The organism is Photobacterium kishitanii, assembly GCF_000613045.3.
Lineage (GTDB): Bacteria > Pseudomonadota > Gammaproteobacteria > Enterobacterales > Vibrionaceae > Photobacterium > Photobacterium kishitanii.
Genome location: NZ_LN794352.1, coordinates 2036289 through 2054284, shown reverse-complemented (window position 1 = coordinate 2054284; position 17996 = coordinate 2036289). Strand labels below are relative to the sequence as shown.

The window sequence follows — 17996 nt, the reverse complement described above, 5'->3', positions numbered from 1 at the left end:
TTATGAATGTTATTAAGGAAATTAACTTCAAGCGATTATCATATTTTGCAGGCCATTGAAAATATTGTTGATGGGATTGCCGCAATGCGAGGTGAACATACTGAAGTTCTACTTCACAGCTTAGATATTCGTAATCCATCAATAATGAAAATTGCTAATGGTCATATTACAGGGCGTGAAGTAGGTGCCCCCATTACGAATCTTGCTTTGATTAAGCTTAATGAAGGTAAAGATATCTCAGATGCTTATATCACCAAATGCCCAGATGGTAAAACATTACATTCTATTACGACTATTATTCGTAATCATCAACAACATCCTATTGGCATGCTATGTGTAAATACTAATTTAGACGCACCTTTTCAATCAATGATTCAGTCACTCTTGCCTAATATTGCTCCTAATTATGATCATGGATTCACACCAGAAACGTTTGCCCGCAATAATGATGAAATGATGCACAGTGCTATTGAGTCTATTCGCGACCAAGTGATGAATGACGATGATATTCCACCGTCAAAGAAAAGTCGTGAGATTGTTACGCGTTTAAATGAGCTCAGTATTTTTGATTTAAAAGACAGTGCTCAGATCACGGCTCAAGGTTTACATATTTCGATACATACTGTTTATCGATACTTACGTGAATTACGCCATCATGAAGCACTACATTAATATGGTGGTTATCACAAAAAGCCGTAGCATTAAAATAATGCTACGGCTTTTTTAATATCATCACATTATAGAATAGTGATTAGGCATATTTAAGTTGTTTATTTCGATAAATAATAGCGGCAATAGCGGGTAGGCTAAAAATAATAAACCCTGAAATTAGTGCAATTGCGGCGGTACTTTTATTAATGCTTGAAGGCACATCAAAAGAAACAAAAATAGTGACGAAACAGCTGATTAGGCCTAGTGTCGAAGCCACTATCATTCCGTATTTTCCACCAGGGACACGGAAAGGGCGATGTATATGCTTGTGCTTGCGACGTGATGCTAAGAAACTGATGAAAATACAAATGTACATGACCATGTAGAGTTGAGTCATCAGAATATTTAGTAGCCACATACCTTGATTGACGTTAGGTACTAATACAAAGACTAGTGATAGTAAGCTAACGATAGCCCCTTGTAGTAACAATAGTGGTACTGGCGCTTTATTATGATTTTCTTTAGATAAGCGCATAGGCATAAACTTATCTTTAGCAGCGACGTGTAAACTTTTAGTTGGAGCAATAATCCAATTGTTCAAACTAGCAAGGCTACCAAACACAATCGCAAGTGCAATCACAGGTAGTAAGAATGGCAAATTCATATCTTCAAAGAAGGTTTTAAATGCCAGAATAATACCTTCACTTAAACTTGAATTATTATGCGAAACAACAGCTGCGATAGATAATGAACAAGCCGTTAGCGACACTAAAATCATTATTGTCGAAACTAATAATGCCTTAGGGTAGGCTTTTTGCGGGTTCTTAACTTCATTGGCATAAGCTGTTGTGATTTCAATACCGGTTAATGATAAAACAACGGCGGTAAAACTAGCACCGATACCGCTTTGCGAAAAGTCAGGCAGCCAATCTGAAACATGGCGTAATGAGATATGTGATGCTTCTGGGTTGGTATACGTCCAATAGCCACCTAATGCAATGATTAGCAAAATAGGGAAAATAAGACCAATCATCCCAAAGACATTTGTGATCAGTGATGATAGGCGTAGACCAAAAATATTAACTAAAGTTAGTGCCCAAAAGATGACATTAATCATCACTAACATGAAAATATTATTTTCTGCTAAATGAGGGAAAAATGGATAGGTACCAGTGGCAACAATAAATGATATTAGTGGTGGATAATAGACAATATTTTCAGCGTACTGATACCACACTGTCACAAAACCAAAGTTATGACCTAATGTTTCTTTACCCCAAAGGTAGACCCCACCTTGTTTAGGATAAGTTGTGCTCATTTCGGCACAAACTAATGCTGTCGGTACAAAGAAGCATAATCCCGCAAGCATAAAAAAAGAAATAGCATGGCTGCCAAAGAGTGCTGCTCCCGGTAAATTACGGATACTATCCACCGAGGTTATCGTGATCATAATTATCGAGAAAACGCTTAGTTTTGCAGCAGATTTTGCGATATCGCCCATTAAAGGCCCTCAGGTTAAGTCCGCAAAATGTGTTGTAAAACAGCAAGCAATGCGGTGTTTAAAAATAAAAAAGAGCAGCATTTTAGAGTTTGTAGCCTATATGGGTATATAGGCAAAAATGACATATTGATTATCAAAAATGGTAATAAGGATTCAGTATAGTAAATGATAAGTATATTTATTATACATTTTATCCAACATGACTATGTTAGCGCTATAAGCTAAGGAATTATAAGACTATTTAGTTATGGGTTTTGTGACTTTAAATAATATATAAATCATTATAATTGATGTTTCATATTGATGAAGCACCATTTTTAAAATGATTAATTAATCAGTTTAAGATTATTTGATTAATTATTTGTTTATAAAACAACCAACTTGGATTGTATAATTAAACAAATGATTAATTATAGAGGTTATGGATGAGCATAGTAGTAGATAAACGTAGTAGCGGACGACCCAATATTGATATTAATGCTCGACAACTATTAATCTATCATGCTCGAGAGTTATTTTCAGCGATGGCTTACGATAAAGTTTCAACGCGTATGATCGCTCAAAAATAAGGGATAAATGTGGCGATGATTCGTTATTATTTTAACTCTAAAGATGGTTTGTTTGAAACTATGGTTAGGGAAACATTAGCACCCATCCAAGATTTGATACAACAATCAATGGTAGACAAAAATTCTGATAGCTTATTTGATTTAATGCGGACGTATTATCGTGTTATGACTGTAAATCCTGCCTTTCCACGACTTATCTTTCAATTAATGTATTTGCCTAGTACAAATAAGCAGCGTCAATTAATGGAAAAGATATTTACTGAAATAACTCCGCCTTTACAGCGTAGAATTTTTGAGCGACTCGCCTTGCAAGGAGTTATGTGTCCTGATTTAGATCCTTGTTTATGTAAGGTTTCTTTTATTAGTTTAATGGTATTTCCCTTTATTGCACCACCAACCATGCTTAATATTCATGGTGTTGATGTAAATGAAGATTTTTTTATACGCTTACTTGAACATAACCTTAAAGTTATTGCTGGTGGACTATTATTGCCAAGAGAAGAGTAATAATAATGGTATTTAAACGGACATTATTTGGTCAATGGAGTTGATTATGAAATGCTTATTTTTCCATTATTGTATTTATATTTCTTTATTACTCGTTTTATCTGGCTGTAACGATCAACGTGGAACATTAGCACTAGGAACGATTGAGCGTGATCAAATTGCACTCACTGCGACAGCAAATGAAATTATTACTAGTCAGCCGATGACTGAAGGTAGCACCATTAAAAAGGGCGAGGTAGTGTTAACGTTGCAATCACAACAGCAACAAACACGAGTGGCTAAAGCTCAGGCTGTACAACAACAAGCACAAGCTTATTTACTTCGTTTAACCAATGGTGCTCGCCCTGAAGATATTGCAGCCGCACAAGCGGAAGTTGAACAATATCAGGCTAATTTTACCGATAAAAATCTTGATAATCAGCGTATAAAGCAGCTGTTTGCAAAGAAAATGGTTTCAACTGCTGAGCGAGATAGAGCACAGACACTGCGAGATATTGCTCAATCTGAACTTCAAACCGCGATTAATGGGTTGAAAAAAATAGTCAGTGGTGAGCGTATTGAAGATATTAAACAAGCGCAAGCAGCTTTAGTGGCTGCAATTACTGATGTAACCCTACAAAAACAAATTTTGCAAGATTACACAATAGTCGCAACCCGCAACGGTATTGTTGAAAGTCTTCCGTATCATATTGGTGATCGTGTCATGCTTAATACAACGGTTGCTGTTATTACGACTAACACAACGCCTTATGCGCGTATTTATGTGCCTGAACCTTATCGTGTAAATATAAAAGCAGGCAGCATATTAACGATACATGTAGACGGAATTCATAAACCTTATCAAGGCATAGTTCGTTGGATAGCAACAGTGCCTTCTTTCACGCCCTATTACACCCTCAATGGTAGTGATAAAGCACGTTTAGTGTATTTAGCAAAAGTGGATTTCCCTGACAGTGGGCGTGAGTTGCCTGCTGGTATTCCTGTACAAGTGGAGATGCCACATGAGCGGTAATGCGATTATTGCGACTAATTTAACCCGTAAGTTTGGGGATTTTGTAGCGGTTGATAATCTTAATTTAGTCGTACCTAAAGGAACGATATATGGTTTCTTAGGACCTAATGGCTGCGGCAAATCCACCACACTGAGAATGTTAACGGGATTATTAACCCCAACCTTTGGAACAGTGAATGTGCTTGGACTCGATATTCCTCGTCAAGCAGAGCAATTGCGGCTACGTATTGGTTACATGACTCAAAAATTTTCGTTGTATCAAGATCTGACAATTCAAGAAAACCTTGAATTTATGGGACAGATCTTTGGTATGCCAAAAGTACAACGTCAACAACGGGTTCAGCAGCAATTAATTACTTATGGACTCGATCTGCGGGCTAAACGACGCGCTTCTGAATTAAGTGGTGGTCAACGACAGCGGCTGGCTTTAGCTGCAGCAACGATACATCGCCCTGATTTATTGTTACTTGATGAACCAACATCTGCTGTTGATCCTGAAAATAGACGTGATTTTTGGGAACAACTATTTGATCTTTCCGATCAAGGTACCACTATTTTAGTAACAACTCATTATATGGATGAAGCGGAACGTTGTCATGGGTTAGCCATTATGGAAGCGGGTGTCGTGCGCGCTAACGGTACTCCAAACAAACTTATGGCTGCAATGGCTGTCACGGTTGTTGAAATAGAAGCTGAGCAATTACGGCAACTTAAAGCTCAAATTATACAGCTTCCTCCAGTACGATCTGCTGCTCAACTTGGAGTAAGGTTACGCGTATTAGTGTCAAAAGAAATTGATGATCCTATTGGTTGGCTAAAAGTAAAAATACCGTCCTTAAGCCAATCAGTAATAAGTATAAGTCGCCCCAGTCTTGAGGATGTTTTTGTAACATGTACAGGGGAGAGGCGACAATGATCACTCGCTTATGGCTTAGCTTGTTGCGGATCAATGCAATTGTTATTAAAGAGTTACGTCAGCTCAGTCGGGATCGTATTACTTTCGGTATGATCGTAATGATCCCATTAATTCAATTGTTACTATTTGGTTACGCTATCAATACTAATGTGCGAAATGTTCCTACTGCGATAGTTGATCAGAGTCATTCTGCGACTGGGCGTATGCTAGTAGAGTCCATTAAAGCGACACAGGTAGTTGATGTTATCGCGAGTTATGCAACTCCTCAGCAAGGCCAACAAGCGATAATGGATGGTAAAGTGAAAGCGGTATTAGTGCTCCCGCCTGATTTTCAACGACGAATAGCAAAGCAACAGCCATTAGGACAATGGCTTGTTGATGGATCAGATGCATTGATCAGTTCTACCATCATGCAATTACAAAAAATGCCATTAACAGCGGTGCTACCACAACGAAAAGTACAACCAGATAATTTTGAGGTGACGCTGTATTTTAACCCTGAACGTCGTTCAGCAATCAATATTATTCCTGGACTACTTGGGGTGATACTGACGATGACAATGATTTTATTTACCTCGGTTGCTATTGTACGTGAACGCGAGCAAGGAAATTTAGAACTACTGATCACGACGCCAATTCAGCCTTTAGAGTTAATGCTAGCTAAAATTACGCCGTATATTTTTATTGGCATTATTCAATCAATTATTATTTTAGGATTGGGATACATTATTTTTGATGTGCCAATTAATGGCTCATTAGGACAAATATTTCTTGGAACATTATTGTTTATTCTTGCTAGCTTAACGCTGGGTTTAGTTATTTCGACTAAAGCAACGACACAGTTACAAGCGATGCAGATGACTATTTTTATTTTATTACCGTCAATTTTGCTGTCAGGGTTTATGTTCCCCTATGAAGGTATGCCTGTTATTGCACAATGGATTGCCGAAGTATTACCAACAACCCACTTTATACGTATTATTCGTGGCATAGTGCTGCGAGGTGCCGATTTAGTGGATCTGTGGCGTGATACGTTATGGTTAATTATATTCACAATCGTAGGGCTAATCGTCGCCTCGATACGATTTAAGAAAACGTTGGATTAATACTTAGTAAACCTACAGTAACTTGAATTAAGGTTAATATAGGTTTACGACTTTCAATATAAAATTAATTATTGAATTACTTTACTAACTGGTAACTCTTGGCCATTTCTTGCGGAGCTATGCCATATTCATAATTAGCAAGGTAACCATCTTTGTAGACTTTCATACCGTTTGTATTCCAACTCACTTTAATCGTCGCCGATTTACCATCCTTACTGCCGAGCAGTGTCAGCATTTCTTCGGTAATTTTAATGGCTTTGATGCTTTTAATTCGATTAAATGGTTTGAATTCTGTTGATTGTGGCAATGCTCCATAGGTTTTGAGCCAGCTTTTTTTAGGTACTAGCCATTGATTATAAACGTTATCAATAATTGGCTTGGGCATACTCGCAATAACGATATCATCAGTAATTATATTTTGTGTTTCTAAAATATAGCTTCCTTTGCCATCAGAGATATAGGTTGGAAAAGGTGTCTGTAGTTCTTTTTTTTGTGCTAATCGTCCTAAGGTAATACCTTTTTTAACAAATGATTGAGCGTGTTCGAATTGGCTCATAATCTCTGGTATTTTTTGAAATTCGACGGGTGTATTTGCAAATGAAAGAGAAGAAAAAGTAAGAGAGACAGCAACAGATGTTAAAGAAAGTATTGTTTTCATTAATATAAAGACTAAAAAGGAAAGTGCTGCAATCATAAGGAGCTGGAGACAATGCAGCAATGAAATTAGGTTTGAGTTAAATCATTAGTGTGATATTGCGCATAGTAATAGTTTTTTGCAGTTATTGCGATTTACCTCGGCGGTAGAAACAGAGAGTTAATCCACCGAGGTTGGTTAATATATAGTCAAAATCACTTTACTTGGTTTTTAATGAATTCACCGAGTTGTGAGTGATGCATAATTTTAGAAACCGGTAAAATAGTCGCTGCTGGCCCCCATGCAAATACATTGACTGGAGTATGAGTGTGAGTTCCTGTTCCCCATACAATATTTTGTTGGGTTGCTTGTGCTCGTGCAATCAGGTTGGCACGATCGTTATAAGGAAAAAAGGCATCAAAATCGTGCACAGCAGGAATATCAGTGGCAGATAGATAGCTGTGATTATCTTTATGATAAGGATTCACTTTATCGGTTAATATTGCGCTAGCTTGTGCTTCTGTAATTGGAAATTCGCTATTATTATTAATGATGTTTGCTAAATTTTGCGGTGTTTGCTGATCTTTATTTAGCTTATTTAATGCTGCTAGCATATTGGCATAACTCATTTTTTGCTTATAAAGGTCATCTAAAATAGTAAATGCTCCAAAATTAAAGTTAGGCGCATAATCTTGGTTTTTAAATGCTTCACCACTGCGTTTTTGCGGCTGTGGTAATTGATAACCAGAATAACTGAAGCCGAATGAGCCTGTTTCATGGTCTGCTGTAACTATGATTAATGTATCATTACGGCCTTGTGCCCATTGATAGACAGATTCAACTGCTTGATCAAATTTAATCATCTCATGGAGCATAGTGCCAGCATCATTACTGTGCCCAGCCCAATCAATTTGTCCACCTTCAACCATTAAGAAAAAGCCATCTTTATCTTTTGATAGAATATTAAGGGCCTTGTCGGTCATTTCTTTCAATGTTGGCTGGGTGCGTTGAGGATCATTGAGGGTTGCACTGTTTTCAATGCCATCATTCATACCTGAGTTTGCAAATAAACCTAATAACTTATTCGTTTGTGATTGTTGTAACATGTCTTTATTAAACGCTAATGTATAGCCTTGTTGTTGAGCTTCTAATAATAAATTACGTTCATCTTTTCGCTTCGATTTTAAAGAAATGTTTGTTGCTGATAATAAAGGTAGCTGTTTAGATATTTCAGTTGATGTATTTGCAGATTGTGGAATCCAATGTCGCAGACCACCAGATAACATTACATCAACGTTTGTGGCTAATAAATCTGAGGCAATTTCATTTTCTAGCGAACGATGAGGTTGATGAGATGCAAAAGCTGCGGGTGTTGCATGAGTCATACGGGTATCAGAAACGAGCCCTGTCGCTTTCCCCATTCGTTTGGCTTTTTCTAAAACAGTTTCCAGGCTATTACCATTGGCATCAATACCAATGACTTCAGATGCAGTAATTACTCCTGTCGCTAACATCGTTGCAGAACAAGCTGAGTCAACCACAATGGCATCACTTGGGTGGGTGAGTGATGCACCGATGACACCTTGTTGTGCCAATTTGTATAATGCAGTTTTTTGACCATTATAAATTGAATGTGGAGCAAGATCGGCATAGTTTTCTAATAATCCAACTTGCTGAGGCCCCATACCGTCACCAATCATTAAAATAATATTCTTAATTTCAGTCGAGTGCGCAGTTGATGAAATGGTTGCTGAAATAACGATTGCTGCTAGAGATTTAATTAATGTAGTCACATTTAACCCTTGTTGTGCGAGTAATTTTTAGCAATTACAACAGTGGTTGATGACAAAAATATGGCATTTTTACTGCGAAAAAAAGATAGTTTGAAGAACTATTTAAGTTATCGATTATTGATGCGTTGGTATTGCAGATGAACTTCATTCTTAATTGGAATCTAATGGGGTGATGTTATTTGTTTATGGTCTAGCGATCTGTCAGCGCTATTGTTAGACTTCGGCCATTATTTAGATAGGTAAGGTCGTTTTATGTTCACCCATTCGCCAAAGTTGTTGTCAAAGCGAAGCTATGTTGCCGCGTTGTCATTATCTGCCATTGTTATGTTGTCTGGCTGTAGTCAAGCGCCAAAACTACAAAAGATCACCGGTTTTGCTGAAGGCACTAGTTATCATGTGACATATTGGTCAAAACAGGATGTACCTGTTGCGAAGGTCACTGAACAATTTAACAAAAAGCTAGCAGCGATTGATAAAGAATATTCAACCTATCGTAATGATTCTTATATTTCTAAGTTTAATCACAGTATGTCGACGCAATGGCAACCAGCTTCTAAAGATTTTATTTATATGTTGTCGTTAGCGAAAAAGTTAAATAAAGATAGCCACGGTTGCTACGATCCAACGATTCAGCCATTGTATAAATTGTGGGGATTCCAAGGCGAGACCCTAAATGTACCGTCAGCAGAGCAAATTGCGGCGATTAAAAAAGATATTGGTATTGATAAGATTGAAATTGATCCAGTGAACTTACGAATTAGAAAAACCATTCCTCAGTTACAGATTGATTTATCATCAATGGGAGAAGGTTATGCGATCAGTCAGTTAAGTAAAATTTTAGAAGCTGATGGCGTTAATAATTATTTGGTTGAGTTTGGCGGTGATATGAAAATTAAAGGCCGCAAACTTGAAGGTCAAAAGTGGCGGGTAGCTATCGAACAACCGATAGCGTTAAAAGATGGGATTCGACCTTATACTATCGTTAATATCAATGCAGAAGATGGTGTTTCATTGAATACATCGGGTACTTATCACCATAATTTTAAGGATGGTAAAAAAGACTATTCTCATATTTTAGATACTAGAACTGGTGCACCGGTAACCCATAATTTAGTTTCAGCCTCTGTCTTTGGTCATAACCCTATTGTTAGCGATGCTTGGGCAACCTCAATGTTATGTTTAGGTCCAGTAGAAGGTAAAGTTGTTGCCAACGAGCAAGATTTGTCAGTTTATTTTATTCAAAGTGAAGGCAAGACATTTAAAAGTTCTGAAAGTAATGCTCTCAAGAGTAATAAACGTATCACTCTAAGCTAGTTAGGCAGTTATTAATACCTCGTTATAATTATGGCGAGGTATATTCTGCTTATAGCTACCAGCCCCATAATTACATTTAGTTACAATGTAAGTTAATTAATGCTTTCATATGATTAATGCTTATAGATTATATTATTTTAAATTATATATAACTAAGTGTAGCAATAATGAAAGTAAAATATTTAGCGAGTATTTTCCCGGTGCTGATGATGTCAGTTTACGGTAATACCACCATCGCAAATGAGGTTGCGACAGGTAAAATCTATTTTAATCAGAAAGAGTTACCGTCTGATACCCAAGGTACTTTACCTGGTAATGTTAGCATCGCACAAAGTGTGATCATGCAATCTGTGAATAAAATTGCAGATGATCGCCAACCACATTTAGTCTCATTACGAAAAGCATTGGTATTGTTTGAGCCAAGTATTGGCGAGATTATCAGTGGCGAAGCTATTACGCTAATTGCGAAAAATGCGCATGGGGAAGTGGTTCATCAAGCATTAATGCAATTACCACAGAACTTACCAAAGATTGTCGGTCAGATAGATCAGCAATTAAACATTACCAAACCTGACATATTTTCTCATACTGTTTCTGGTAATGGACCACTACACACCATTCAAGGTGAACAAGGTAAAGCAGCCTTTAAAGCATTATTGCTTGAGCATGATGCCATTAATGTAACGACGAGTGATGGCAGTTGGGCGCAACACTTTATTTTAGCCGATGATCCTGCTTTTAATAATAAAACGGTAACCTTTACCTCTTGGGCGGGTTATAACTCTACGATTACGTACTCTCAAGGTACTGATACTATTAGTAATGGTAATGAGCTAACTTATAAAAATATAGATGGTATTTGGTATGCAAAAGCAGATCAGGATATTAACCGTATCGCTTATAGTGACAAAGCTTATTCAGCTATTTTACCCGCAGAAGCCGTGTTACCCGAATTACAATTATCATTTGTGAGTGAAAGTGGTAAAGAAGGACTAGTCAATGAAATTAGCGTTGGTGCGTATACGCATTTAATTTTAAATGCAGTCGATATTGGTCTATTAACACCACCAAGAGATGAGTTTGTCTTTATTAAAGATCATGAACTTCAGCGCCAATATTTTCAAAATACTCAAATTAGTAAGCTGACAGTTAACCCTTATCAAGCTGTTCACCTAACAGAAATCATGCTACCTGATGGTCGTTTGTTAGTGGATGTCGATCCAAGTACAGCTGATGCTTATGGCAGTGACTCGCATTATCGTATTGCACGTGAATTAATTTCTTCTGGTATTAATAGTGCGAACTATGGCGTTAACTCTTCTAGTGTTAGACCACAAAGTCAGTGGAATATTGATGCGGTTTATCATGCAGCACAAGTTACTGTAAATAACTCTCGTGGTAATTATAGTAGTGGTGTGATTAACCACGGTTTATTGGGGTCTTATCGCGGTGTTGCTTCTGTTGTTAGTTCAACAGGGAATGAATTTAGTCACGAAGTCGGTCATGAGTTTGGTGTCGGTAATCATTACCCTGGTGGCTTTAAAGGCGCTGTCCATAATAGCTCAATAAATAAAAACTCAACTTGGGGATGGGATGTTCATAAAAATCTCTTTATTCCTAACTTTAGTAAAGGGATTAATAACCAAACATCATGTTATGAGGGTGAATGTGCTCAGCCATTTGCCGGTCATAGTTTCGGGTTTGGTACTATGTCTGGTGGTTGGCCACAACATGCAAAATATAATGCCTACACACTTCATACTCCTTATGAATTAAGTATTTTCCAAGATTTCCTAGAAAATAAAGCCAATTTTGATGCTTTATCGCCAACAGGTTTCAGTAAATGGAACCACGAGCTACAGCAAATGCAGCCATGGACAAATAGTGCTGCTGATGATTTAGCCTTTGTTATTAAGTACGTAAGTGATAACGACAGCCTAAATCAATTTGGTGAACAGAGTGATAAATTCCAGACGTTACTCGCACAAGCGGATGCAGTTAAACTTGGTCTTGGTAATGGTTATTGGGCGCGTGATTTTTATTTACCAACCGATGATAGTCTAGAAGGTAAAATAATTAGCTTTGAATCATGGGCAGGTTGGACTGCGTATATTCATTATAATCAAACGACAATAGCGTTAAATCATAGCAATAAATATGCGTTTAAGTTTATTAATGGCCAGTGGCAAAGTGTTGATAGCGATATTTTAAATAAATCAATTGAGTTAACACCTTATAAGCAAGGCATTCCTGTAACAACACTGGTCGGTTATTACGATCCTGATAAGACGCTTCCAAGCTATATTTATCCTGCCTTACATGGTGCTTATGGCTCTGTATATGCTGATGGTTTTACAGACTCTTCGTGTCAATTAGATGTGTTTACTCGTAATGGTGGTACCAAAACTTTTAATCTACATAATCGCCGTTTACAAGCAGGAATGATGAATCGTTTCCATATTAATATTGAAACGGCCTTACAACCTTATCAAGCGCAAGTACGTTGTGGTAATGAACAACTTGATAGTTTAACGATCGAGCCTGCTAGTGTCACTTTAAAGGCTCAGATTACAACGACGGAAGCAGGGGAAGCGCCGACTATTTATGGTGTAACTGATGTAGTGATTCAGCAAGGTCAGCATTTTGATGTAATGGCTGGTGTGTCGGCTATTGATGATTACGATGGTGATGTAAGTGCCTCAATTGTCGTTGATGGTGCTGTTGATAATACTACTGCAGGCTACTACTCATTAACTTATAAAGCTTATGATAGTGCAGCATCAGAAACGGTTACGGTTAGACAAGTTGAAGTGTTTAGTGAAAAACCGATTTTTTCGGGTATTAGTGATAGTACGATTAGTTTAGGTGAAGTGTTTGATCCGCGTATCGGTGTGCAGGCTATGGATGCTGAAGATGGTGATTTAACGGCTAATATTCAAATTGCAGGTAGCGTAAATACAGATATTGCGGGTAGTTATGTATTGACTTACCAGATAGTGGATAGTGCGAGTCATATTGTAACTGCGACACGTACGGTAACCGTTGAAGGTGAACCAGTATGTGACAATCTATGGTTAGCAACGGCCACTTATGTTGCTGGTGATCAGGTATCGCATAAAGGTGCGTTATGGCAAGCAGGCTGGTGGACCCAAGCCGAAGAACCAAGTACTACTGGCGAATGGGGAGTTTGGAAGCAAATTGCAGATAGTGGTTGTTCTATTCCAAAACCAGAGATCACACCGCCAGTTGAGGGAGAGTATCCAGCTTATCAAGCCAATGGAAATTATAAAGCAGGGGATAAAGTAACTGCAATTGATGGCAATATTTATCAATGTAAGCCATGGCCAGCAACAGGATGGTGTAATAACTCAGCTTATGCACCTGGCGATAGTTACTATTGGTCAGAAGCTTGGATTCAGCTATAACCGATTAAATGTTTTTTAGTCAATGAGCGGAAGCGGTGAGTAATCACCGCTTTTTTTATGACATTTTTACGATAAGCAAATATATTCACAAGGCAGGTATTTGTTATGGTAGGTATAAATAGCTTTTATATATTGACAGTATTTTAACGAACAATGAGCGAATATTGATACCCTATGGGTATGGTTTGCATGAAGTAGAGCACTATTATGGAGTATAAGAGCAGAATTTTAATTGGTGTATTGGTTTTTCCTATGCTGTTTACAACATTATCTTCGTTGGCGAGTGAGCCTGCTAAAACGTCATCAATTCCGATTAAAATTCAGAATATAAAAAATCGAACGTTTAACCAAGACTTTCAGGAAGTAGGTAAAATTACTGCCGTTGATTCTACGGCGTTAACCTTTAGTGCCTCCGAAAAATTAATAACAAAATGCTTTCCTGATGGCGCTTATGTTCATAAAGGGGATGTCATTGCGAGACTTGATAGTACGCAACCAAAAGCAGAGCTTCAAAAGTCTGAAACACAATATGCGATTGAGCGTTCTAAATTACATCGTATGTTAGCGTTGATACAAAAACAGCCTGATGCGATATCAAAGCAAGACATTGAGAATCAACAACTACAAACACATTTAGTACAAGTAGACGTACAACAAAAAAAAGATGCTTTACTGAATTATCAATTAATAGCGCCGTTTAATGGTCGTTTAACTAATTTCAAATACTCTATTGGTAGCCGTATTAGTTCTGATGATGTCGTGGTGTCGTTAATCAAAAACGATCCTGTGCAAGTTGCCTATTCTATTAGCCAACAAGAACTAGCTGAAGCAGCATCTAATCAGCAGGTCACTATTTCTGTTGATGCTTATAAAGATAAACATTTCACTGGTGTTGTTAATTACATTGCGCCTGAAGTGGATCCACAATCGGGTCGTATTGATGTTCAGGCAAATATCAAAAATACCGATAAATTACTGATACCAGGTATGTTTGCTAAAGTGACGCAACATTCTGCTAAAAATGTCACTTACCCAATAGTATCTCAAACAGCAGTGATTGTTGATGGTGATAAGCGCTATGTATGGCTTTATGATGGTAAGGGGGTCAAACAACAGCCTGTTGTTCTCGGTGATAACACCAATGATGGTTATGTGGTGATTAAAAAAGGTCTTGCTGTTAATGATAAAGTTGTCGTTGCAGGGCAACAAAACTTAAAACCAGATTCTGTGGTTAAGCTCCAAGCATCTACAGCATCTACAGCATCTACAGCATCTACAGCATCTACAGCATCTACAGCATCTACAGCATCTAGAGCATCAGCTTTACCGTCATCCTCGACAGAAAAAGCGACGCAACAATCCTCTCCTTCAAATAAACCAATACAAAAAATCACCGATAGCTCAAATCAAGGAGCGAAGCATGAAGCTGCCTGAGGTTTGTATCAAGCATCCGATCTATTCGTGTGTACTCTGCATTGCGATTGTGTTGTTAGGCGTGGTGGCCTTACAAAGTTTGCCGGTGCAATATTTTCCAGATCATCGTGCTCCGAATGCGACAGTTACAGCGAATATTTCAGGCGCAAGTGCGGAGTTTATGTCTGATAATGTAGCGGATAAACTTATTTCTGCCGCGACTGGTTTAGAGTCAGTTAAAAATATGAATACTGACTGCCAAGAAGGGACGTGTACCTTAAAAGTCTTTTTTAAAGATAATGTATCGGATGTGAAATACGCGAGTTTAATGAATAACTTGCGCAGTAAAGTGGAGGCGATTAATAACTTCCCTCCAAGTATGATTGATAAACCAGTGGTAACAGATGATTCTTCAGAAAATGCGCTGCCAAGTAATATTATTACCTTTGTTGCAAAGGGAAAAATAACTAAGCAACAAATGTATAATCTTATTAGTCAGCAACTTATTCCTCAGTTTAGTCATATACCTGGAGTCGGTGGTGTGTGGGGGCCATACGGTGGGAGTAGCCAAGCTATTCATGTTTGGCTTGATCCAGAAAAAATGATGTCACTTGGCATTACCGCTACTGATGTGGTCAGCACGTTAAGTAAATATAACGCCACTTTTACAGCAGGAACAATCCAAGGTCAGGTACGTGACTTCTCAATTAATCCGGTGAGCTCGGTAAGTAGTGTTGATGATGTGCGCAATTTAGTGGTGCGTTACGATAATGGTAATATTGTACGTGTTGATGATGTTGCGAATGTTGTTAAAGACGATGCAAGTTTAACTCCTTCAATATTGCATATTAATGGTCAATTAGGGATGTCGATTCAGACATTACCACTTAAAAGTGAGAATCCAGTTGTTGTCGCTCAGCGAGTTAAAGCGGCGATGGCATCAATGAATATTCCTAGCTCCATTGAAATGAAAATGGTTTATAACCAAGCTGATTTTATTAAAGCCTCGATTGATGAAGGGTTTAAAACATTAATTGAAGCGATTGTATTAGTCGCTGCTGTGGTCGTACTATTTTTAGGCTCAATCCGATTTGCGCTTATTCCATTGATTACAATTCCTGTGTGTGTCATCGGTGTGTTTGCTGTTATGGCTGCTTTGGGTTTTAGTATTAATGTATTAACGATCCTAGCAATTATTCTTGCCATTGGTTTGGTTGTTGATGATGCCATCGTGGTGGTTGAAAACTGTTTTCGGCATATTGAGCAAGGCAAAAAACCGTTAGATGCTGCAATAGAAAGCAGTAAAGAAATTGTGGCTCCTGTTATTGCAATGACCTTAACCTTGGCGACGGTTTACTGTCCGATAGGTTTTATGTCAGGGTTAACCGCGGATTTATTTCATCAGTTTGCTTTTACGCTCGCTGCTGCAGTATTAATTTCAGGTGTTATAGCTTTAACATTATCCCCAATGATGAGTGCTTATATATTAAAGCCGGTTACTCATTCACCGGCTTGGTTTGTGTGGGTCGAGGCTAAAGTTAATCAGTTAACAACTAAATACCTACAACTATTAAGATTCGTTTTTACCAAGAAAAAGTGGTTAGTTGCGATTGCTATATTACTGATTGGCGCGTCAACAGCTGCAGTGTGGTGGATGCCTAAAACGCTATTACCAATTGAAGATACAGGTTTTATTTCAGTATCGACTAAATCTCCGTCAGGAGTAGGGCGAGCTTATCATCTGCAAAATAATGCCCAGTTGAATAGTGTCTTTAATGGTGATCCCGCAATTGAAGCTAATATGTCTTATATTGAATCGACGCCTGAAAATCATTTGGTGTTAAAACCATGGGATGAACGGAAACAAAATATTGAGCAAATTATTAGTCGCTTAATGGCAAAAGCTAAAGCGACGGTGTCAGAATATGGTGTTTCGATGTCAGTCCGTTCAGCGGATAATTTGAATTTACCATCAGGCCTAGTACTTGAATTGACCACGCTCAACAAAAACACATTGGCATTAGGTAATACCGCGACGAAAGTTGAGAAAGTACTAGAGGATTATGCGGGAGTATCCAATGTCAGTAATTCAATGCATCGTGATGTATTACGATTTGATTTAAAAATAGATCAAAATGCAGTGGTGTTATCAGATGTTGATTATGCAGCTGTCACTAGTGCAGTATCTACTTTTTTAGGATCGGTAAAAGCCGCTGATTTAAAAATGGCGGATGGCTATACTTATCCGATTCAAGTGCAAGTAAATAAAAAATCATTAGGTGATTTTAAGGTATTAAATAAATTATATGTCTTGTCTAAAACAGGACAAGCATTACCGTTATCGCAGTTTGTAACGATTAAGCAAGTGACTGCTGAGTCTCATATTAAAACGTTTATGGGGCTTGATAGTGCTGAGATTACGGCAGATTTGATGCCTGGTTATAATGCTAGTGATGTGCAGCAATTTGTGAATCAGCATTTGCCTAAGTTGTTGCAAAAAGGGCAGCAATATCAATTTAATGGCGTAGTAAAAGATCTGCAAGATTCTTCAAATGGTATGGTGTTAATTTTCGCTATGGCATTGATTTTTGTATTCTTAATTTTAGCTGTGCAGTTTGAAAGCTTCATTGAACCGTTGATTATAATGTTGACTGTACCACTGTGCTTAGTGGGAGCATTATTAACCTTAAGTGCTTTTGGTCAGAGTCTCAATATTTACTCTAAAATCGGATTATTGACGCTGGTTGGGCTTGTGACTAAACACGGTATTCTATTGGTTGATTTTGCGAATAAACAGCAACGAGAATATGGTTTAAATGCCTATGATGCTGCTATTGCGAGTGCTAAGTCTCGTTTAAGACCAATATTGATGACATCATTTACGATGATTATTGGTTCGTTACCATTAGCATTTGCTGTAGGACCTGGATCAATTGGACGAATTAATATCGGTCTTGTGCTGGTGGGGGGATTGATATTCGGGACTGTATTTTCGTTGTTTGTTGTGCCAATTGCTTATGTGGTGATGGCAAAAGTAAGACGATGGAATATTAGAGAATACTGGCAACAGTTAACATCAGCCAAGAAAAGTGATTAATACATTATTGATAATGTTATAAGCCACTCTTTATGAGTGGCTTTTTTAATGCTGGAAT

Annotated in this window: 13 protein-coding genes; 10 read left to right on the top strand and 3 right to left on the bottom strand. The window is 37.8% G+C overall.

Annotated elements, in window-relative coordinates; all coding sequences use genetic code 11:
* The first annotated feature begins 6 nt into the window (after positions 1-6).
* A complete protein-coding gene (locus PPBDW_RS09665; RefSeq protein ID WP_036795138.1) occupies positions 7-672 on the top strand; it encodes a helix-turn-helix transcriptional regulator in 666 nt (221 codons plus the stop codon).
* Positions 673-751: 79 nt separating this feature from the next.
* Here the strand turns inward: PPBDW_RS09665 and PPBDW_RS09660 are convergent, their stop codons facing one another.
* Positions 752-2152, bottom strand: a complete 1401-nt coding sequence (locus tag PPBDW_RS09660; RefSeq protein ID WP_036795133.1) for an APC family permease — start codon at positions 2150-2152, stop codon at positions 752-754.
* 425 nt (positions 2153-2577) lie between these two features.
* Between PPBDW_RS09660 and PPBDW_RS22805 the strand changes: the two genes are divergently transcribed.
* From PPBDW_RS22805 to PPBDW_RS09640, 5 genes are read left to right on the top strand one after another with little or no spacing between them, the layout of a single operon-like run.
* Entirely contained in the window at positions 2578-2721 is a 144-nt protein-coding gene (locus PPBDW_RS22805; protein WP_243423009.1) for a hypothetical protein, read from the top strand.
* 15 nt (positions 2722-2736) lie between these two features.
* Entirely contained in the window at positions 2737-3228 is a 492-nt protein-coding gene (locus tag PPBDW_RS09655; RefSeq protein ID WP_243423021.1) for a TetR/AcrR family transcriptional regulator, read from the top strand.
* Positions 3229-3274: 46 nt separating this feature from the next.
* Entirely contained in the window at positions 3275-4240 is a 966-nt protein-coding gene (locus PPBDW_RS09650) for an HlyD family secretion protein (RefSeq protein ID WP_036795131.1), read from the top strand.
* Entirely contained in the window at positions 4230-5156 is a 927-nt protein-coding gene (locus PPBDW_RS09645) for an ABC transporter ATP-binding protein (protein ID WP_036795129.1), read from the top strand. Before PPBDW_RS09650 ends, PPBDW_RS09645 begins: the two co-directional genes overlap by 11 nt.
* On the top strand, positions 5132-6262 hold the full coding sequence (locus PPBDW_RS09640; RefSeq protein ID WP_237043485.1) for an ABC transporter permease: 1131 nt from the start codon (positions 5132-5134) through the stop codon (positions 6260-6262). Before PPBDW_RS09645 ends, PPBDW_RS09640 begins: the two co-directional genes overlap by 25 nt.
* 76 nt (positions 6263-6338) lie before the next feature.
* Here PPBDW_RS09640 and PPBDW_RS09635 read toward each other — a convergent pair whose 3' ends face one another.
* Positions 6339-6920: a hypothetical protein gene (locus PPBDW_RS09635; RefSeq protein WP_036795127.1), complete on the bottom strand. Its 582-nt coding sequence runs from the start codon at positions 6918-6920 to the stop codon at positions 6339-6341.
* Between the two features lie 191 nt (positions 6921-7111).
* Positions 7112-8689 (bottom strand): alkaline phosphatase, encoded by a 1578-nt coding sequence (locus PPBDW_RS09630; protein WP_036795126.1) that lies wholly within the window; start codon positions 8687-8689, stop codon positions 7112-7114.
* Between the two features lie 252 nt (positions 8690-8941).
* Between PPBDW_RS09630 and PPBDW_RS09625 the strand changes: the two genes are divergently transcribed.
* The 4 genes from PPBDW_RS09625 to PPBDW_RS09610 all read left to right on the top strand — a co-directional run bounded on the left by PPBDW_RS09625 (position 8942) and on the right by PPBDW_RS09610 (position 17938).
* Positions 8942-10003: an FAD:protein FMN transferase gene (locus PPBDW_RS09625; RefSeq protein ID WP_036795124.1), complete on the top strand. Its 1062-nt coding sequence runs from the start codon at positions 8942-8944 to the stop codon at positions 10001-10003.
* A 167-nt stretch (positions 10004-10170) separates the two neighbouring features.
* Positions 10171-13428 carry a M66 family metalloprotease gene (locus tag PPBDW_RS09620; RefSeq protein ID WP_036795122.1) on the top strand — a complete coding sequence of 1086 codons (3258 nt, stop codon included), beginning with the start codon at positions 10171-10173 and terminating at the stop codon, positions 13426-13428.
* Positions 13429-13680: 252 nt separating this feature from the next.
* Positions 13681-14862 (top strand): efflux RND transporter periplasmic adaptor subunit, encoded by a 1182-nt coding sequence (locus PPBDW_RS09615; protein ID WP_243423008.1) that lies wholly within the window; start codon positions 13681-13683, stop codon positions 14860-14862.
* Complete coding sequence (locus tag PPBDW_RS09610; protein ID WP_036795118.1) at positions 14849-17938, top strand: efflux RND transporter permease subunit; 3090 nt, start codon at positions 14849-14851, stop codon at positions 17936-17938. The genes PPBDW_RS09615 and PPBDW_RS09610 overlap by 14 nt, the downstream gene beginning before the upstream one ends.
* The last annotated feature ends 58 nt before the right edge of the window (positions 17939-17996 follow it).